Source organism: Ornithinimicrobium avium (assembly GCF_003351765.1).
Classification (GTDB): domain Bacteria; phylum Actinomycetota; class Actinomycetes; order Actinomycetales; family Dermatophilaceae; genus Ornithinicoccus; species Ornithinicoccus avius.
On sequence record NZ_CP031229.1, the window covers coordinates 2,690,702 to 2,709,553 of the forward strand.

13 protein-coding genes and 1 pseudogene are annotated in these 18,852 nt (G+C 70.3%); 2 read left to right on the forward strand and 12 right to left on the reverse strand.

Annotated elements, in window-relative coordinates:
- Window positions 1–5: 5 nt before the first annotated feature.
- The 11 genes and pseudogenes from DV701_RS12305 to DV701_RS12350 all read right to left on the reverse strand — a co-directional run bounded on the left by DV701_RS12305 (window position 6) and on the right by DV701_RS12350 (window position 16,901).
- Window positions 6–1,712, reverse strand: a complete 1,707-nt coding sequence (locus DV701_RS12305) for a nuclease-related domain-containing DEAD/DEAH box helicase (protein WP_114928624.1) — start codon at window positions 1,710–1,712, stop codon at window positions 6–8.
- A complete protein-coding gene (locus DV701_RS18280; RefSeq protein WP_162803004.1) occupies window positions 1,700–3,250 on the reverse strand; it encodes a hypothetical protein in 1,551 nt (516 codons plus the stop codon). The genes DV701_RS12305 and DV701_RS18280 overlap by 13 nt, the downstream gene beginning before the upstream one ends.
- Window positions 3,247–4,053 (reverse strand): hypothetical protein, encoded by an 807-nt coding sequence (locus DV701_RS12310; RefSeq protein WP_162803005.1) that lies wholly within the window; start codon window positions 4,051–4,053, stop codon window positions 3,247–3,249. Before DV701_RS12310 ends, DV701_RS18280 begins: the two co-directional genes overlap by 4 nt.
- A 289-nt stretch (window positions 4,054–4,342) precedes the next feature.
- Window positions 4,343–5,633 (reverse strand): annotated as a pseudogene (locus DV701_RS12315) (ISL3 family transposase).
- Window positions 5,634–6,506: 873 nt separating this feature from the next.
- The gene (locus DV701_RS12320) at window positions 6,507–8,699 is read right to left on the reverse strand and encodes a cell wall-binding repeat-containing protein (protein WP_114928628.1); all 2,193 of its coding nucleotides are present in this window, start codon (window positions 8,697–8,699) and stop codon (window positions 6,507–6,509) included.
- 211 nt (window positions 8,700–8,910) lie between these two features.
- Complete coding sequence (locus tag DV701_RS12325; protein ID WP_114928630.1) at window positions 8,911–9,462, reverse strand: NYN domain-containing protein; 552 nt, start codon at window positions 9,460–9,462, stop codon at window positions 8,911–8,913.
- A 36-nt stretch (window positions 9,463–9,498) separates the two neighbouring features.
- Complete coding sequence (locus tag DV701_RS12330; protein WP_114928632.1) at window positions 9,499–10,680, reverse strand: alpha/beta hydrolase-fold protein; 1,182 nt, start codon at window positions 10,678–10,680, stop codon at window positions 9,499–9,501.
- Entirely contained in the window at window positions 10,677–11,789 is a 1,113-nt protein-coding gene (locus tag DV701_RS12335) for a hypothetical protein (RefSeq protein ID WP_114928634.1), read from the reverse strand. The genes DV701_RS12330 and DV701_RS12335 overlap by 4 nt, the downstream gene beginning before the upstream one ends.
- Window positions 11,779–12,996 carry an ATP-grasp domain-containing protein gene (locus DV701_RS12340; protein WP_114928636.1) on the reverse strand — a complete coding sequence of 406 codons (1,218 nt, stop codon included), beginning with the start codon at window positions 12,994–12,996 and terminating at the stop codon, window positions 11,779–11,781. Before DV701_RS12340 ends, DV701_RS12335 begins: the two co-directional genes overlap by 11 nt.
- A 97-nt stretch (window positions 12,997–13,093) precedes the next feature.
- Window positions 13,094–15,340, reverse strand: a complete 2,247-nt coding sequence (locus DV701_RS12345; protein WP_114928638.1) for an acyltransferase family protein — start codon at window positions 15,338–15,340, stop codon at window positions 13,094–13,096.
- A gap of 268 nt (window positions 15,341–15,608) precedes the next feature.
- Window positions 15,609–16,901, reverse strand: a complete 1,293-nt coding sequence (locus DV701_RS12350) for a hypothetical protein (protein ID WP_114928640.1) — start codon at window positions 16,899–16,901, stop codon at window positions 15,609–15,611.
- A 99-nt stretch (window positions 16,902–17,000) separates the two neighbouring features.
- On the opposite strand from DV701_RS12350, the gene DV701_RS12355 reads away from it, so the two are divergent.
- Together DV701_RS12355 and DV701_RS12360 are read left to right on the forward strand one after the other, a co-directional pair.
- The gene (locus DV701_RS12355; RefSeq protein WP_114928643.1) at window positions 17,001–17,519 is read left to right on the forward strand and encodes a peptidylprolyl isomerase; all 519 of its coding nucleotides are present in this window, start codon (window positions 17,001–17,003) and stop codon (window positions 17,517–17,519) included.
- A 127-nt stretch (window positions 17,520–17,646) separates the two neighbouring features.
- Entirely contained in the window at window positions 17,647–18,480 is an 834-nt protein-coding gene (locus DV701_RS12360; protein ID WP_228255013.1) for a rhomboid family intramembrane serine protease, read from the forward strand.
- Between the two features lie 86 nt (window positions 18,481–18,566).
- On the opposite strand, the gene DV701_RS12365 is transcribed toward DV701_RS12360, so the two are convergent.
- The gene (locus DV701_RS12365; RefSeq protein WP_114928647.1) at window positions 18,567–18,830 is read right to left on the reverse strand and encodes a cell division protein CrgA; all 264 of its coding nucleotides are present in this window, start codon (window positions 18,828–18,830) and stop codon (window positions 18,567–18,569) included.
- Window positions 18,831–18,852: the final 22 nt, after the last annotated feature.

Consider the following 18,852-nt stretch of genomic DNA (forward strand, 5'->3'; position numbering starts at 1 on the left):
TGAGATCACTCATCGCGGCCCACCAAGATGCCAGCGAGCTCCTTCATAGCCTTGGCATCAGCCAGAACTACGAGGCGGTCACTCGCCCGGGATAGGGCAACATAGAAAAGGGACTGCGCGGCGGCGTCTCCCGCATTCTCGATGTCAGTCACGACTACGGCCGGGGCGTCGAGACCTTTGTAGGCGTGGATGGTCGTATAAGGAATCTTCTTGCCGTGATTCCCGTAAGGAGCCAGGCGAGGAGAGCCGTTTTCGGCGAGCACAGCCGCGGCCGAGTCTTCAGTCTTGGCGGACAGGATCACGATTTCGCTGCTCCCGTAGTGCTCGCTAGTCAGTGTGTCAAGGGCGGCCAATAGCTGCTGTTGCTGTTCAATTGCAGACGTGTAGGCTCGGAATATGGGGCGAACCCCGTCGTCTCGACGGCGATACCCCCGATAAGCGTTCATCGGCATGCCCGAGAGACGGCTTGCAGCCGAGCCTATTTGCGGCGTGTTACGGCAGTTGTGGCTCAGCGTGGGCTTGCTGAAGTGGCTGCACCTAGCGGCCAGCTCGCCTCGCCCGTCGTGACCGCCGCCATAAAGCATCTGCTTCTCGAAGTCGCCGAACATCAACCACCGTCCACTTCCTAGGCCACCCACGAGCGATGCGTCCAAAACATCTAGGTATGCCTGGTTGGATGCCACGTCCTGCACTTCATCCACGATGAGAACGTCGTACGGCTCCGAAAGTTCGAGTGCCGCCTCCAATGCAAGCTCCGGCAGAGTGGCTTGCCACCACTCCTGCGATGCTGCTTCCGGAACCGATACTTTGGTGGTGTGGATCATGTATGAGTGGAGGGTGCGCGCGGTTACCGTTGGCAGATCCGCGAAGGCGGCGGTCATAGTCCCGCCAAGGAGCCGGTTAAAGCAGACGAAGAGGACGCGCTCCCCGCGAGCTGTGGCTCGTCGTGCGGCCTCGGCAGCTAGCAAGGACTTGCCCGTGCCGGCGGGACCGGTAAAGAGAACGCGCGGTTCTTGTTCCATTAAATCCAATGCCTCGTACTGCTCCTCAACGAAGCTGAGCCGCTCAGCGGCTCGTTCCTTCGATACCTGCTTTGGGGTCATCGAGAGTTCGAAGCGGGGCCGTAGTTGAGCCGCCAACGCCGTAGCCAGCTCTTTACTCGGCTCGCTGCTATTGACGTCGAAGCGCGAAAACTTTTGAGCGAAGTGCTTCCGTGCATTGTGCATGACGGCGCCAAGCGACTGGGAGATGGGACGCCGCAAGTCGTGCCGATCCAGTAGTTGCCAGCTATGCCACTCGGGGGATTGGGGCACGTCCGCTGACGCGTGCGTGAACCATACGGCCGACCAAACGGGAACTTGGCGCAGGTCTAGCCTCTTGCGGCCGAGGTAGTCCAGGACGCCGTGCATGCCGCGTGCTGCCTGTGCAAACGGGCTCTTGTCAGTTGGGGGCTGGCTGCCTAGGCGCCATACCCCGTCCGGGCCGCGGTGAGCGCGTCTGTGTGACTTGACCTCCAGGCATAGGACCCCGGCCCCCGGCATGATGATCACGAAGTCGATTTCGCCCTCGGCAGCTCGGCGCACCTCGGCAAGGTGAAGGGAGTGCAGAACGATCCAGTCCTTGCAATCAGGGTCCTCCGCCAAGCGCTGGTAGATGAGCGTCTCGCCGGGCGGCGAGTCCGCTCCTATGATGGGAGGTATCATTCGAGCCATTGCGCTCCCTGCAATTCGAAGGTTCTCCGGGTCGCGCTGGACGGCACACTGTGAGTTTCGTGCTCTACGGCGATGACCCTGAAGGCCGTTAGTGTCGCTTCTACTGACTGGTTACTTACGTGCAACTGTTGACGCCCGCACGTTTCGAGTTCCGTGAGGTCCACTGATTCCAGTGCCGCTTCAAGTGCATGCGAAAGTTGCACCCCCGCCTTGTGGTGAGCTCCCCAGAGTTCTCGGCCCTCCAACAGATACGGTTCGGGGTCCGATATTCCTAAGTGGGTCAGCAGCACGATGAAGTCGCGATCGTATTGGGGCCTGATGTTTTCGTCATCAGCCCAGAATCGAACGTTTGCCGTCATCGAACCTTTTCGTCTTAGCTCTCGTTGCAGGGCAGACGGCCCGACGCGGTCGAGTTCCTGACGCAGCAGTGTTTTCCATTCCTGCTGTCGTCGCCGGATGGCCGTGGCTCGTTTCCCCAGGGCGGCGTCTGCCATGTCGGCGAGGGTGCCCGACACGCTCCCCCCTTCGCGCACCACGAGAACGGCATCGGACGCGATGGAAGAGGCCCTAAGGGAGACAACCCGCTCCCCAGGCGCCGCGCTTGTGTCGAGCCCGCGAATGCTCATCGCCTCTACGGGCAGCCACAGGCCATAGCCAGCCCCAAGCACCAACAGGCGCGCAAGGACCTGGTCGTCGCCAGTGCCGACTCGAGGAATCTGCTGCGTCAGAGCGCTCCACGGTGGTGCCGGGCTTAGTGCAGCTGCTCTGTCACTGTCGTCCTCCGCAGGGGAGCCGCTGCCGAGATCCGGCACGCTGCGGGTCCATGGTTGCGGATCCTTCACGCGCACGGAGAACGGGACTGTCGCGAAGCGTTCGAACGCCCCTTCGACTTGCTCTGCGTCCTTTAAGTGCGCGTGATGGACAAGCGTCAGAGCTTTCGCGCGTGGGCATGTGAACATTTGTCCTGGGAACCAGTCGGCTGCCCCGACAACGACCGCGAAATCCCAGCGCCGACCCGTCATAAAATCACGAGGCTTCATCACGGGGAACTCGAGCCCGCGGCTGTTCAACCAAGCGGAGATAGCATGTGCGGTGCGGCCGTTGACCGCGATCGCGCAGGTGTCGTCTGGGTCTCCATCTGCGAGACATTGCAGGATCGCGGAGGCGAGAGCGCTATTGTTCTCCTCTAGCAGCCCGGCTGCGGCCTCGGCCAGCCGTTGGAGGAGTCGCTGCGTTTGCCCCTCGACGAGTGCAGAAAGGGAGTCCGCCCGTCCAATTAGAGCCTCCAGAGGCTCCCGGGCGCCGCTGCTCGGAGCATCGAACGGTATGCCTTCTGCGCCCGCCCGCCAGCGTGCGGCCCGGCCACTACCGAGCACAGTGTCCCAAAGGGAATTCTCCGTCTCGTCCGCGAGAGTCCTCGTCAGAGTGTTCAACGCGAACGAAAAGTGGTGGGCCGGTGGGCAATCCACTCGATACCGCTCGGGTTGCACGTCCTCGGCAAGTGCGTACGCCTCGAGCGTGTCCTGGAGAAGTGTCATGCGGCCTCATCGAACGCGAGCACTTCACAACTAGTTGGTGCAACCCAGCCCAAGGCCGTCGATCCCAGTGGCTCCGCATAAGAGCGCGCCTGCATCAGCGCAGCAACGGCGGCCTCTAGGCCTGGTTCCGCGCGTCCGAGCACGGAGATCACACAGCCACTTGTAATCTCAGGCAGCCATCGGCTGGTGGCGTAGGCGCCGCGGAGGATTGTGAGCGCGGGCGGCGTCTCCCACGCGAGCCATGGCGGCTCTTCCAACTGCGCGGAGACAAGGACACTCTGGCAACCAAGCGGGGCATCTCGATCCAACGGCCGCACGATCTGTCGGATCGTGCCCATCGTGGCGTCGGGCGCGGCCGGCGCTATGCGTAGGTCAAGTTCCTGGTTCATCCTCGAGACCGAGCCAATCACGAGGAGCCGGGTGCTCCATGACGTAGCGAAGGCGAGGGGGTCAGTCGAGCGCAGCATCTGCTTCAAAAAGAGCTGGTCGACCCCATCGTGATAGTCCGCGGTTCCTTCCCGCCCCTGAAGCCAACCGGGCAGCAGTCGCACTTCAGTTACTGACGCCCGGCGGAAGTGACCGTTCGACGTACGGATATTGCCTGCGAGGTCGAACCCGAGAAAGCGTCCGGTGCGGACCGTGGCCCCTGCTCGGAACCACACCCAAGCTCCGGTCTCAAGCGATTCAGGCGCTATCGGGTGCAACGTTGCAGTGCCGGACCGAGCGAGGTAAGAAGCGCGAACGAACCCGAAGGACAGTGCAGCGGTCGCCAGTGCCTCGCTGGGTGCTGAGACGCCGATCACCCGGCGACTTGGTGTAGGCGAGGCGGTCCACTCCGCCGCCCGCAGGCCCAGCCTCACCCAGTCGACAAACCACGGCGGCGACGGCTGTGCCAGCTCGTCAGTGTCTGCGAGTTGGAAAATCGGCAAGCCGGTGGACCTCTCTGGCCGTAGGGACTCACTAACCCTAGCGTGACGACGGTCCAGGGGGGCCGCCGGCATCAACGCGTTTTCCTCCAGTGCATCAGGGGCCGGGGCCGAAAGCCAGCAACCCCACATACGGGGTCTTCAACTTTGAGCGTGGTCTGGGTGTTCACGCCGCGATCGGTCGGGGCGCGTATCCAATGATGCGGCATCGGTAGTTGTCGTGGTTGCGGTATCCCCGTCCGACGCGCTTGATCGTCTTCGCGGTCAGGTTCGCGGCCTCGGTGCGTGCGTTCGTGACCCTGGTGCGGCAGAAGGTGAGCAGCTCGCGCCGCCACGCGCGCAGGGTGCGCATGAGGCTGACGGGCTCGGGCAGTCGGGTGGCTCGTACGGCGCTCTCCAGGCGGGCCCAGTGCCGCTGGAAGGAGGCGGTGTCGCGGGCGGCGAGGAGCTGTCGGACGTGCTCCTTGATGCCCCACGCGACGGCCAGCTCGACGTCCTGGGCGAGGACTTCCTTGAGCCGCTCACGCTGCCGCACGCTCAGCCGGTCGCCGGCGCAGGTGAGCAGCTTGCGGTACTTCCACGGCGTGTCCGTGGCACGGCCGCGACGCTCGTGCAGCTCCCACACCCGGCGGCGACGGACCTTGGTGACCATGTCGTTCGCGAGCCGGACCACGTGCCAGTGGTCCACGCTCACTCTCGCCTTCGGCAGGGCCTTGCGGACCGCGGCGCGGAACTCGCTGGACAGGCCGAGGGCGACGAGCCGTACCCGCTTGCGCCACCACCGGGGCCGAGCACCCAGCCACGACTTGACGACCTTGCCGCGGCGGCCGTCGACGACGTCCAGGATCGCGCCGTCGTCCAGGTCGGTGAACACGATCGACCAGGGCTCGACCCGCTTCACGGTGTGGGTGTCGGGGTCGCGCAGGTACCGCACGGCGGGCGAAGCGGTGCTCGTCGATGTCAAGGTGCTTGACGTGGCGGCGGTCGACACCGCTGTCCAGGTCCAGGGTGCTGGTGAGCATCCGCATGACCGTAGGCCAGGCCAGGTGCGCCTCGTCGGCGACCCGGGACACCGCACGTGTCTCGGCGCGGCAGGCGGTGATCACGTGTTCGGCCAGCCGGGTCGTGACCCGGGCACGGGCGGGCAGCTGGTCTGTCTCCTCGGTGAACGAGCGCCGCGGACAGAGTTCTTCGGTGCAGGCGTAGCGGCGTTTGCGGACGACCACGTCGAGCCGCTCACCCCCGCAAGGAACGTCCTTCACGTGCTGGACGGGGCGGGCCTGGACCCAGCTGGAGAACACCCCGCAGGACGGACACGCACCCTCGCAGGCGAGGGTCTCGATCACCACCTGCCGGGGCTGCTCATCGGCGACGGCAGGGCTGGCCGACACGACCCGGTAGCCGGACAGGTTGAACAGGATCGACGCCGCATCGACGTCGAACGTAGGCTTGTGCACGCTCGCGGTCCTCGCTCTATGGATGCCTTGACAACACCCATCGTGGCGCAGGGCCGCGAGCCCTCGGTCAGGGGCTCACCACGCTGAAAGTTGAAGAGCCCACATACGCGCCGTTCCGAACGACGGGCGAAACCGGAGCTTTCAGGTTGGAGCGGGAGGTGCGAGCACCCAGCGCTGCGCCCGACCTTGGTTTGCTGCGAACAGTTCCATGGTTCTCTTCGACGCGGCCTTCCCGACGACGGGGACCAGCCGATCAAAGGCGGGCTGAAGGCGGCATAGCGGCCACTCACAAAACACGTAGCCGACAGGAACGCGATCACCTGCGCCTATGCAGACCGTTTCGGGCGATATGTGAAGTCAGCATACGAGGGTGAGACGCGCTATCGCGCCCTCCTTGAACCCTCCAGCATGGATGGGCCCGTCCACTAAAGGATCCAGCCCTCAAGGTCCGGTCACCGGGGCTTCGCCTGTCCGCGACATCCGTTCGGCGTTGCAGCGAAGTCACGCCCCTCTGTGCGGCTGAGCCCACTTGGCCGCGCCGTCCGCGCACCCCACGGGGGGCCAAAGCGTGGCGCCGGGTCATGGTCCGATTCCGCTGCGGTGAGGATGAGCCCTCCGCTACGTCACCTGCGGCAGTGGGACCGTACCCCAGATTAGTACTGCAGTGGGGTACGCGATCGGCGCGATCCGGTGTGCTCCGCAACGCCCTGAACTGCAGAAATGGGTTATCGCGTGCCCCATCCGTGGACTTTGCAAGCAGGGGTTAGGGGTTCGAGTCCCCTCGTCTCCACCCCACCAGGTCGAAGGCCCTTCCCGCTCCGCGGGGAGGGCCTTCGGCGTCGTGGCCGCATCGAGGTGCGAGGTGCCCGTCCCTCACCCGCAGGTCGTGCTCCCCGCCGCCCAGTCCAGCACCGCTGGCCCGCCGGCCAGCCTGGTCAGCCGCACCCCGAGTTCCCCGTAGGCCGCGTCCACCGCGGCCGGTCGGCAGCCCCCCTGCACCAGCACCAGCGGGCCGTCGTGGCGTGCGGCCAGCTGGGTGCCCGCCATGGCGTCGGCCGGAGCGATCCCCGAGGCGGCGACCGCGCTCGCCACCGTCCCGAAGGCGTCGTCCGCCACCAGCGCACTCGTCGCGTAACGGTCCGCTCCGCCGATCCGGTCCACCTGGGCGGCGGGCAGCAGGGCACGCACCTCGTCGACGACGGCTCCGCTCACCGCTGCCCCACCCCCGAGCACCACGACCCGCTCCGGCGCGAGCTCGGCCAACCGGTCGGCGCTCGCCGCCGGAAGTCGTCCGGGCCGGGTGAGCAGGACCGCGCCCGCGTGGTGCGCCGCGGCCGACGCGCCGCCCAGCGCGTCCGCCAGCTCCTGCCCGCTGGCCAGGTAGACCGTCCCCGGGACGCTCCCGTCGGCAGCGGCCTCGACCGAGAGGGCGGCGGCCACGGCATACCGGTCGGCGCCGGCGAAACGCGTCACGCGGAACCCCCGCGCCACCAGGTCGGCCTCGACCTCCGGCCCGACCGCGGCCTCACCGCCGACGATCCGCACCTGCGAGACGCCCAGGGACTCCAACGCGCCCAGCGTGGCCGCCGGCACCGACGTGGTCCGGGTGAGCAGCACCGCCGCGTCCTGCTCCGCCGCCACCGGCCCGACCGCGAGCGCGTCGACCAGCCCGACCCCCGACGCGAGGTATGCCGTGTCCGTCCCCTCGAGCAGGGCGCGCTGCGCCAGGGCCGCCGCGGAGGCGTAGCGGTCCTCCCCGGCGACCCGCTGCACCGCGTGCGTCCCCGCCGACTCCTGGGCTGCCACCGCTGCCCGCACCTGCTCGAACATCGAGTAGAGGTGCATCCCGGGGCAGGTCGTCGCGACCGCGTCGAGGTGCCCGTGCACGGCCCGCACCGTCCGGGTCCACCCCTCGCTGTCGTTGGTGTAGACGATCTCGTCGCCCACGTCGACGCCGTGCGTGTCGAGGGTCCAGGCGGTCAGCTCGGCCAGCGTGGCCAGCTCCGCGGGCTCGACCTGGGCGGTCTCGTGGTCGCCGAGCACGCTGATCCCGGCCCAGTCCCGGTTCATGACGTAGGCGTGCGCCAGCTGCAGGTTGTGCTCGACGCCGCCGGCGCGTCCCTCCCAGGCGCGGCCGAACCGGTCCACGAGGGTGCCGTAGCCGATGTCGCCCCAGGCCAGCGTCTGCGCGTGGTAGAAGTACACCGCCCGCAGCAGCGCCGGGACCTCCTCGGCCGCGTAGCCGTTCTGCGTGGCCGTGTGGTGCACGGTGACGCCCAGCTTGGGCCCGTCGTGCACCAGGGCCACCGGGTCGGTCCCGCGCAGCGACTCGTCCGCGCCCCAGTCCGCGCGCGTGCCGACGACCAGTCCCGCGCCACCGACCGGCAGGTCGGCCACCGCCTCGGCGTCCGTGGCGGTCGGCTTCGTCGTCCAGGTCTCCAGCGTCGCGTCCGCGACCGCCCCGCGCACGCGGACCTCGACGTCGACGGCGCCGATCACGACGTCGCCCTCTGTCGCCATCACGTCCGGGTCCAGGTCAGTCCCGCCGGTGGAGGTATGCCGTGCGTCCGCACCCGCGTCGTCGGTCGCCGCGTCGGCCGTGGCCCGCGCCGCCGCTGCCTCGGTCGCCGCCGCCCGGGCGACCACCGCCTGCTCCTGGGCGATGCGGCCGGTCTCGAGCACGCCGCCGAGGTCGTGCCAGGCGCCCCAGAGCCGGCCCGGCTCGCGCAGCCGCAGCTCCAGGTCCGACGGCGTGCCGCCGGTCCACCGCACACCGACCACGTGGACGCCCTCGCCGAGGGAGAGGGTCGCCGAGCTCACCTGCGAGGAGGACGGCCCTCGTGCCGACAGGCCGAGGCCGGCGGCGGCCGCCTGCAGCGGGACGCTGCGGTGGTCGGCGCCCGAGGTGTCGTCGGCGGTCGTGCCGGTGATGGCCGTGTCCGTGCCGGTCGAGGGGTGAGTGGCCAGCACGGCGGGCGACGCTGCGGCGCCGTGCGCCGTCGGGAGCCCGGCGCTCAGGACGACGGCGAGAGCCGGTCCGACGAAGCGGTGCAGGACGGTGCGCATGGTCTCTCCCTGGGAGGGGCGGCGGGCACCGGACGGCCCACGAGGGTCAGCGATCGGGCCACTCTAGCCGCGGCAACCCCACAAGCACCACTGGTCGCACAGCTGGTCGCCCGAGCGACGACTCGACGACGGTCCGGATAGAGAACGCCTGATACATCAGGCGTTCTCTACGCCAACCGTCGTGAAGTGCTCCGGTCCCGCAGACGCCCCTCTACAGGAACTGCGCCGGGTCGAACTCCTCGATCGGGATGATCCGCATCCGCGGCAGCTCGGTGTTGAAGGCGAGCGTGTCGTGCTCGAGGTCGAAGAACTCCATACCTCGGGAGATGAGGCTGTGGAAGCCGGAGTTGCGGAACTCCGCGAAGGCGATCAGCCCCACCCGGCGCTCGCCGTCCAGCAGCGGGGTCACCGAGTCCAGGAAGTCCCCGTCGTGGCTGACGAGCATGACGTCGTCGTCCCGTTCGCGGATCGCCTCGAGCATCTGCTGGATCGCCATGTCGACGACCGACTGGTCCGGCGTGCCCGACAGCGGCACCGGCGTGTAGCCCAGCGCCCGCAACGCCTGGACGAAGGTCATCGGCAGGCCGTTGCTGGCGTTGAGGAAGAACAACCCCTTGGCCGGCTGCCCCCAGGTGTCCTCGGTGAAGGTGAGCACGCGGTCCCAGCGGGGGCGCTCGTCGGGGTGCGGGCGTCGGCCCAGGATCGAGTTGCCGAGCGTGGCGTCGATGTTCTCGCCGTCGACGAGCAGGTAGGACATGGTCATGCCAGGCTCCCTAGGTAGATATCACGGTCTCTAGAACTATTCATAGACGAGCTTCTGCGGCCCGGGGAAGATCCACGACAGCCCGTCGCGCAACCGGTCGCGCCAGTTCTCCCACGAGTGGCCGTCCCGCGCCTCCACGTACCTGACCTTGGCGCCGGTCGACTCGAAGACCGGCACCATCGAGCGGTTGGGCACGATGAGCGGCTCGTAGATGCCGCAGGAGATGTACATCCGGTCGGCCACCCGGCGCGGCTTGGCCCGGTAGCGGTTCATGAACTTCATCACCGGGTCGAAGGCCGGCCCGCCGCCGTGGTCGCTGCCGATGTCGGTGAAGACGAACGACCCCGACTGCAGCAGCAGGTTGTCCCACGTCCCGCGGCTGCGGTATGCCGTGGACAGCGAGGCGACCGCCCCGAAGCTCGCCCCCATCAGGCAGCGCGAGTCCGAGCGGCGCACGACCGGCAGCTCGGCCTCGATCGCCGGCAGCAGCTCCCGGGTGATGTAGCGCGCGTGGGGGGCGTAGTTCGGGTACTCCTTGAGCCGGTCGCCGGAGTTGGTGAAGACCACGATCGTCTCGGCCATGTCGAGGTTGTGGATGAGGTTGTCCAGCACCGTCTTCATGGCCGAGTAGGTGATGTAGTCGTCCCCGTCGTGCACGACGAGCAGCGGGTAGTGGCTGGACCGGCGGAAGCGCGCCGGCAGGTAGATCCGGTTGTGCGTGGTGCGGCGCAGCGCCGTCGAGGGCAGGACCCAGTCGACCAGCTCCCCGGGGCGCGCGTCCGGCTGCGGCAGCACCCATGCCGGCGTCTCGTAGCCGCTGGCCTGCAGCACGCTGGAGGAGCCGACCGGCGAGTGCGCGACGTGCGGGTTGAGCGGGTCGTTGAAGGTCTCGACGACGGCGCCGACGCGCACCTCGATCTGGTACTCGACCCGCGAGTGCGCCGGCAGCTCGATGACCACGAACCACAGGTCGGTGCCCTCGATCCGCCGCATCGGCACGTGCTGCGGCTGGTTGACGATCCGGTGCCGCACCGCGACCGCGTCCACCTCGCCCCGGTAGAGGAAGGTGCACTTGGGACCCTCGACGATCGGGATGTCGCGGCCGGCCAGGAACTCCTCGACCTCCGCCGTGCCGAGCGGCTCGCTCGAGCGCAGCACGTTGATCGCCAGCTTGCCCTTGTGCTGGCGCTGGATCGGGTATGGGGTGGGCAGCGTCATCGGACCTCCTCACCTCCCGCGCCGGTCGGCCCGACCGCGAGGGGCGGCTCGGTCGGCGCCTCGTCGAGCAGGCTCTGGCGGTAGGTGGTCACGATGCCGTCGCTGCCCAGCACCCGGGCGTCGTCGGGCAGCCGGCCGTCGGCGGTGAGCGTCACCGTGGTCCGCTGGTCCAGGAGCACGCCGCGGCGGGGCAGGGCGCGGCGGGCGAGCACCCCGAGCCGGCGCCTGTCGCGCATGTCCAGCCGCTCCCGGGGCGAGGGCAGGGCGACGACGCCGCGGGTCAGGCCCAGACCGCCCATGAGGACCTCGGAGACGCCGGGGCTGGTCACGGCGTGGTCGTAGAAGAGCACGATCCTCTCGGTGAGCGCCATCGCCCCGGCCCCCCAGGCCAGCACCGGGCGCAGCAGCCTCGGCGGCGGCAGGTCGTCAGGGTCCGTGGCGCCCCGGAGGCCGGCGTCCTCGAGCGGGTCGGGGACCGCGGGCGAGGCCAGCGCGGGCCCGAGGTTGAACACGTGCATCGCCCCCATGAGCACGCCGACGTGACCACCGGTGATCGCGATGGCCTCGCAGTCGGCGACCGCGCGGCCGACCCGGAAGCGCCCCGCGACCACCGCGTCGCGGTGCTGGGGCTGGTAGCGCTCGTAGAAGTCGGCGTTGAGCTCGTCGACCCGGCTCACGTGCCGCTGGTCCAGGGTGCGCATGATGTCGACGACGTCCATGAGGGACTCCTTGACCACGCGCGGGTCCCGCGGCTCGTGCAGCCGGATCCGGCGGGCCGCCTCGTTGGCCTGCTCCAGGCCGATGAGGTAGAGCTCCTGCATCTCGGTGTGGACGGTGCGGCGCCGGTGGTCGGCCGCGGCCAGCTCGGGGTCGGCCTCCCAGACCTGCTGCATCAGGCCCCACAGGCCCAGGTTGACGGTGTTGCCGCCGAGCAGGTCGCTGAGCAGCGCGTCGTCGGTCTCGCGGTCGCGCCAGCCGGCGGTGATCATCCCGAAGCGCCGGCCGCGCAGACCCAGGTGCCGCACGACGTGCGGGACCCGCGGGGTGCGCTGCGGACCGAGGAACGTGATGCGGGGGTCCGCGTCCGGTGGCTCCGCCTCAGCCGGCATGGACCTGCACGGTGCGGCCGACGTCGTCGAGCATGCCGCGCAACTGGTCGTAGTCCGGGTGCTTCATCCGGATCCAGGCGTTGGCCATGTAGCCGGCCGAGACCGGCTGGGTGCCGGTGCCCGCCACCGGGATGTGCGCGTCGATGATCCACCGCCCGTAGCGGTTCTCGACCTCCTCCAGGCCGGAGTAGCCGCTGATCCGGCCGTCCCGGTCCGGGCGCAGCGCGATGATCCCCGCGGAGTGGCTGCGGCTGGGTCGCCTGGTCACCCTCCCGTGCACGATCGCCTCTGCCCAGGCGCCGTAGACGTCCATGTCGTTGCCGGCGTTGTAGAGGTCCCAGCAGCCCACGCCCGGCGGGCGGCAGCCGATCTCGGAGAAGACCAGGCCCTTGGGCCCGTGGAACCACTCCATGTGGGTGGCCGAGGTGCCGATGCCGAGCGCGGCGTTGACCCGCGCGCCCATCTCGCGCAGCTCCTGGTAGAGCCCGCCACCATCGATCCGGTTGGTCGCGATGAACTGCGGCGAGATCCACCGGGTGCGCATCGCCTCGAGCACCCCGGGGTAGTAGTGCGAGACGAAGTCCACGACCGGGTGCCCGTCGACGGAGACCGTGTCGTAGAAGCCCTCGTGCCCCTCGATGAACTCCTCGACCGCGATCGAGTCGTGGCCGCCGAGGTTGGACAGGGCCACCGCGAGCTCGCTGTCGTTGTCCACGCGGACCGTGCCGGCTGCGCCCGCCGCGTCCCGAGGCTTGAGGATCAGGGGGTAGCCCACCTGGGTGGCGAAGCTCCATACCTGCTCGGCGGTGTCCGCTCCGGTCGACCTGGCGACCCGGACGCCGGCCTGGCGCACCGCCTCCTTCATCGACGGCTTGTCGCGGCACAGCCAGGTGGTGCGCACCGAGGTGCCCGGGATGTCGAGCGCCTCGCGCACCTGCGCGGCCACCAGCTGGTGGGCCTCGATCGTGGACTCCAGCCGGTCGACCCACACCATGCCCTGCACCCGGCGGACGGCGTCGGTCATCTGCTGCAGGTCGGTCACCGAGCCCACCTGCTCGTAGTGGACCATCCAGCTCTTGAGCTGCTCGTCCAGGTAGTCCAGCGGGGTCTCCCCGATCCCGATGACGTCGGCGCCCGCCTCGGCGAGCGCCCTGGGGAACTCACGCTGGTTCCTGGGGAAGTGCGGCTCGACGAAGACGATGTTCACAGGGTCGAGCCTGCCACACAACCGCACCTCGGGTGAAGGTCCGGTGCGCACCCGTCGGTATGTGGTGCGCCCCGGTCCCCGGGCGCGCCCGCCGTGCTCAGCCGCCCCGGGCGGCGAGCTGGTCGAAGGCGGTGGCCACGACCCGGGCGTAGACGTGCATCCCGTCCAGGTCCGGGTGGACGTGGTCGGCCTGCAGGTCCTGCGGCTGGGCGCTGATCGTGCCGTGCCAGTCGCCGACCACCGCGTTGGGGTAGTCGGCCACGACCTTCTCGATCGTCGCGTTCGAGCCGTCGGTGAAGGAGGCGTTGACGAAGAGGTTCATGACGACCACGTTGCGCTCCGGACCGAAGGCCTCCAGCGCCGAGCGCAGCGCGTCCCCGTCGACCCCGGCGTTGGTGCCGAAGTGCAGGACGACGTTGCCGCGGACGGTGCCGTCGGCGAGCGCCTGGTCGATGACGGCGCCGGCCTCGTGCCACTGCCGGTTGGACTTGGCGACGTAGTTGATGCCCGGGAAGCGGTAGGTGAGGCCGTCCGCGCTGGTCACGACGAGGGAGTCGCCGATGGCCGTGATGGCCTCCCCGGGCGGCACGAGCAGGCCGTCGTCGTCCGCGCTGAAGGTGGTGCCGTTGACCTCGACGCTGCCGGGCGCAGCGGCCGTGGCGCCGTCCTGCCCGTCAGCGTCCTTGGCCTGATCGGCCTGCTCGTCGGCCTGCTCGTCGGCCTGCTTCGCGGCGTCCGCGGTGCCGGAGGGTGCGGCGTCGGGGGCGAGGTCGGCCAGGCCGAGCGCCGCGCTGAGGACCGCTCCAGGTGTGACCCCGGCGTCCTCGCCGTCGGAGCCGCCCAGCTCGGTGCCGGTCTGGGCGGCCTCGGCCGCGCCGTCCACCGTCGAGGCGACCGCCGCGCCGGCGAGCCGGGCCTCGGTCTGCTCGATCTGGCGCTGGGTGCTCGACTTGTCGGGGGCGGTGACCAGGGCGACGGCGGTGAGGACGACCATCGCGGTGACGACGCCGGCGGCGATCCGCGGGACCCTCGTGACCCGCCACGGCGTGCCGGCCCACCGGCCCAGCCGCGCCAGCGAGGCGCGCAGGCCGTCACGCCGCACGGGTGTCTCCACCAGGTGCAGCGAGATCTCCGAGAGCAGGAGGGTGACCAGGAGCGCGCCGCCCAGCACCAGCCACCCACGGGTCGTGCCGAGCGCGTAGGGCACCAGCGCACCGGCGAGGATGAGCACCGGCCAGTGCCACAGGTAGATCCCGTAGGAGCGCTCGCCGACCCAGCGCAGCGGCGCCAGCTCCATCAGCGTGCGCCACGGGCTGCGCGACTCGAGGAGGGCGGCGAGCAGCACGAGCGTGGCCAGGGAGGCGAGCAGGATCCCGCCGCGGAAGGTCCAGGGCGAGGACTCCCCCATCCACCGCATGAGGGCGCCCAGCACCGCCAGCGAGCCGAGCACGGCCGCCCAGCGCCAGCGACGCCATACCGGCGAGCGCAGCCCGGCCCGGTGGGTCGGGTCCGCCCAGGCGATCGCGAACGCGGCCCCGGCCATCAGTCCCATCAGGTGGGTGTCGGTGCCGTAGTAGACCCGGGTGGCGTCCGCACCGGGCGTGTAGAGCGCGGCCATCGCGACCGTCGAGGCCAGTCCGACGCCCGCGACGGCCAGGATCCGCTGCCGCGTGGTGCGGGTCAGCGCCACGGCGAGCACGAGCGTGAGCGGCCACAGGAGGTAGAACTGCTCCTCGACCGCCAGCGACCAGAAGTTGACGAAGAGGATCGGGCTGGTGCTGTGGAAGTAGCTGGCTCCCGCGGCGATCTCCAGCCAGTTGGTGGTGAAGGTCAGCGCCCCGAGGGTCTGCCTCCCGATGCCGACGAGCAGGTCGCCGCCGACCAGGCGCGCCGCGGTGACGCTGACCAGGACGACGAGCGCGAGGGCGGGCAGCAGCCGGCGGGCGCGCCGCTTCCAGAAGGCCGGCAGGTCCACCCGGCCGTGCCGGTCCAGCTCGCGCAGCAGGAGCGTGGTGATGAGGAACCCGGAGACGACGAAGAAGACGTCGACGCCCAGGTACCCGCCGGGCAGCACGCCGGGCAGGTAGTGGAAGACGAGCACGCCGACGATGGCGATCGCGCGCAGACCGTCGAGACCGGGGATGTAGCCGGGCCGGGGCGAGACGTCGGTGGGTCCCCGCCCGCCCCGGCGGCGACGCCGGGCAGCAGGCTCGAGGACCTCGGTGGAGGTCGTCGTGCTCAGCGGGGCGAGCGCGTAGCCGCTCGAGCCGTCGTGGTCCAGGTCGACGAAGGCCTCCGCCCCGCCCGGGTCGGGCGGCAGGTCTGCAGCGGGCAGCACCGACATGACCCTGGCCTCCTCACGCGCCGTGGCCGGGCGTCCTCCCGTCTCTGTCTGACGGGAAGGCCGGCACGCCCGCACCGGCGATCGGCTTCAGCGTAGGTGCGCCGCAGGCCGCGACGAGGGTCCTGCGCCGGTGTGTCGCAAGGTCATGGTGTGACGGGTGTGACGTGCGGGGGTCCCGCGTCCGGCCTTCGGGAGGGTGGTGCCCGGACCCGGACAGCCGCGACGGGCGCCGCCCCAGCGGGACGGCGCCCGTCGTGCGGACCAGGGATCAGCCGCGGGCGGAGTCCCCGTCGGGGGGCGTGGTGCCCGGGGTCTGCTCCTGGCTCTCCTTCTGCGACGTCGCGCCGAGGGAGTCGATCTCCTCGGGGTCGAGCATCCGCGGTGCGGCGGACTCACCGGTGGGCTCCGCCGTCGGGGTGGCGGCGGGAGCAGCGGTGGCCGCGGTGTCGGTGGGGACCGATGCGTCCGTGACCGCGGTGTCCGTGACGGCGGTGTCCGTGACCGTGGCGACCGGGGTCTCGGTGACGGTCGTCTCGGGCAGCGGCCCGTCGGTGACCGGGGTCACCGGCGTCCGGCTGGCCCACGGGTCCGCACCGGCCTGGCTGGCCCACGGGTCGGTGGCGGCGTGCTGCTGCTGGTTGAGGTACCAGGCGAGCCCGGCCCCTGCCGCGGCGAGCAGCCCCAGGGCGATGAGCGCCCCGCCCTTGCGCCGGCGCTTCTTCGGCGTGCCGGTGAGGGCGGCGGCGACGCCGTCGTCCTTGGTGAGCAGCCGGTCCTTGCCGGCCTGCACCTCGCCGAGCATCTCCTGCAGCTTGGGCAGGAGCTCCTCGTTGATGACGTCGCGCACGTGGTCGACCCGGGGGCCGACCGCGGCCACGCCCTCCTGGGCGCGGGGGACGGCGACGTCGAGGCCGTGGTCGACGCCCAGCAGCGCGCGGGTGCGGGTCTCGGCGGCCCTCTCCCGCGCCGCGGCGGCCAGGGCGCCGACGAGGGCGGCGCCGACGCCGGCCTTCTCGCGGGCCGAGTCGGCCAGCGGGCCGGTCCGGTCGGCGATCGTCTCACCGGCGTGGGCCGCCGACTCGCGGGCCTGCGAGAGACGCTCGCGGGCGCGGTCGGCCACGTCGGAGCGGGAGATGCGGTCGGCGAGCTGGTCGCCGGCCACCTTCGCGGTCCCGGCGGCGGTGGTCGCCGCGGCGGCCGCCTTGTGCCCGGCCGCGTCGGCCAGCGCGGCGATCGTCCCGCCGGCCTCCTCGGCGCGCTTGTCGGCCGCGGACCGGCCGTGCGCAGCCGCCCTGCGGCTGTGGGCGGCCGCCTTGGACGCCGCCTTGCCGGCGGCCTCGCGGTCCTGGCGCGCCGCCTTGACGGCCTTGGCCCGGGTGCGCTGCGCCTGCTTCTTGCCCTTGCGGTCGTCCGCTGGCGCGGTGACCTCGGCCAGCGTCGCGACGACGGCGGCCCCGAGGTTGCGGGCGCCGGACGCGGCGCTGCCGCCGGCCTCCCCTGCATCGTGGCGGGCCTTGGCCGCCTCGGCGGACGCCCGGTCTGCATCGGTCTTGAAGAACACTGCAGTTCCTCCTTCGTGTGGTCTGTCTCCCATCCTGCCCTGTTCCGGGCCTCGGTATCCAGCTGGGGCCGCACCCGGCACCGTGCGAGACTGGTGCGCATGAACGTCACGCTGCACACGAACCACGGCGACATCAAGGTCGAGCTCTTCGAGCACGCCGCGCCCAGGACCGTCGCCAACTTCGTCGGTCTGGCCACCGGTGAGAAGGAGTACAAGGACAACGCGGGGCGCACCAACCCCCAGCCCTTCTACGACGGCCTCACCTTCCACCGCATCATCCCCGGCTTCATGATCCAGGGCGGGTGCCCGGTGGGCGAGGGCATCGGCGGCCCCGGCTACGAGTTCGACGACGAGATCAGCCCCGACAAGAACTTCAACCAGCCCTACATGCTGGCCATGGCCAACGCCGGCAAGCGCATGGGCAAGGGCACCAACGGCTCGCAGTTCTTCATCACCGTCGACTCCACCACCTGGCTGCAGGGCAAGCACACGATCTTCGGCGAGGTCGCCGACCAGGCCTCGCGCGAGGTGGTCGACGCGATCGCCGCCGTCCCGACCGGGCGCAACGACAAGCCCGCCGAGCCGGTCGTCATCGAGCGCGTCTCCGTCGAGCGCTGACCGACCCGTCGTGAGCACCCACCCACCCGGACCGCCCGGGCGGGGCCCCGGTGACCCGGGCGGCACGCAGCCGCCCGGGACACCGCATACCTCGTCCCCACCCACCTGCCCGCGGCACCCCGACCGCGTGTCCTACGTGCGCTGCCAGCGGTGCGGGCGCCCGGTCTGCCCGGACTGCCAGCGCCCGGCGGCGGTGGGCATCCAGTGCGTGGACTGCGTCAAGGAGGGCTCGCGCGGCGCGCCGGTGCCGCGCACCCGGTTCGGGGCGGTGGCCACGACCGGCGCCCCGTACGTGACCTACGGGCTGGTGGCGCTGTGCGTGCTGGTCTACCTGGGCCAGCGCACGGTGCCGAGCCTGACCGGTCAGCTGTCCTTCGTGGGCGTCCTGGCCGGCAGCGAGCCGTGGCGGTTCGTCACCTCGGCGTTCGTGCACTCCCCCTCCAGCCTGCTGCACATCCTGTTCAACATGTACATCCTGTGGATCTTCGGTCCGGTCCTGGAGAAGATGCTCGGGCGGGCACGCTTCCTGCTGGTCTACCTGATCTGCGCGGTGGGCGGCTCGGTCGGCGTGCTGCTCATCGCCCCGCCGAACCCGGGGTGGATCACCCACGTCGTGGGCGCGTCCGGCGCGATCTTCGGCCTGCTCCTGCTCTACGTCGTGCTCGCCCTGAAGCAGCACCAGGTGCCGACCAGCCTGCTGGTGATGATCGCGATCAACCTGGCGCTGCCCTTCTTCCTGCCCGGGATCGCCTGGCAGGCGCACGTCGGCGGGGCGCTCACCGGTGCGGCGGTCGGCGGGCTGCTCATCCTCACCTCGGCGCCGGGCCGCTCGCCGCAGGCCGCGCGCCGTCGCGCGTTGTTCTGGCCCGCCCTGGGCGCGACCGCGCTCGTCCTGGCCGGCCTCGCCGTGTGGCGGATCCTGGCGGTGCTCGGACCGTCCGCCTTCTCGGTCCAGCTCTGATCCCCACCCCCCGACGAGTTGTCCACAGGGTGTGAGTTACACGGCTGTCATTTGTCCCCAGGCTGGGGACAGCCTGTGGACAACTCTCAGCGCCAGCGGGTGGCCATCATGAAGCCGGCCATGATCATCCCCATGCCGATCCCGAGGTTCCAGTAGCGGATCGAGCCGATCGGCCACTGCCCGGAGGTCACGTAGAAGGTCGCCACCCACAGCACCCCCACGATCATCAGCGCGCACATCACGGGGACGAACCACGAGGGGTTCGAGGGAATCTTCTGGGTCGTGGGCGCAATCTCGCTGGTGCGCCGGGCACGCTGCTTCGCACCCTCACGGCCGCGGGACTTGGGCACGGCGGTCTCCTTCGTCTGGTGG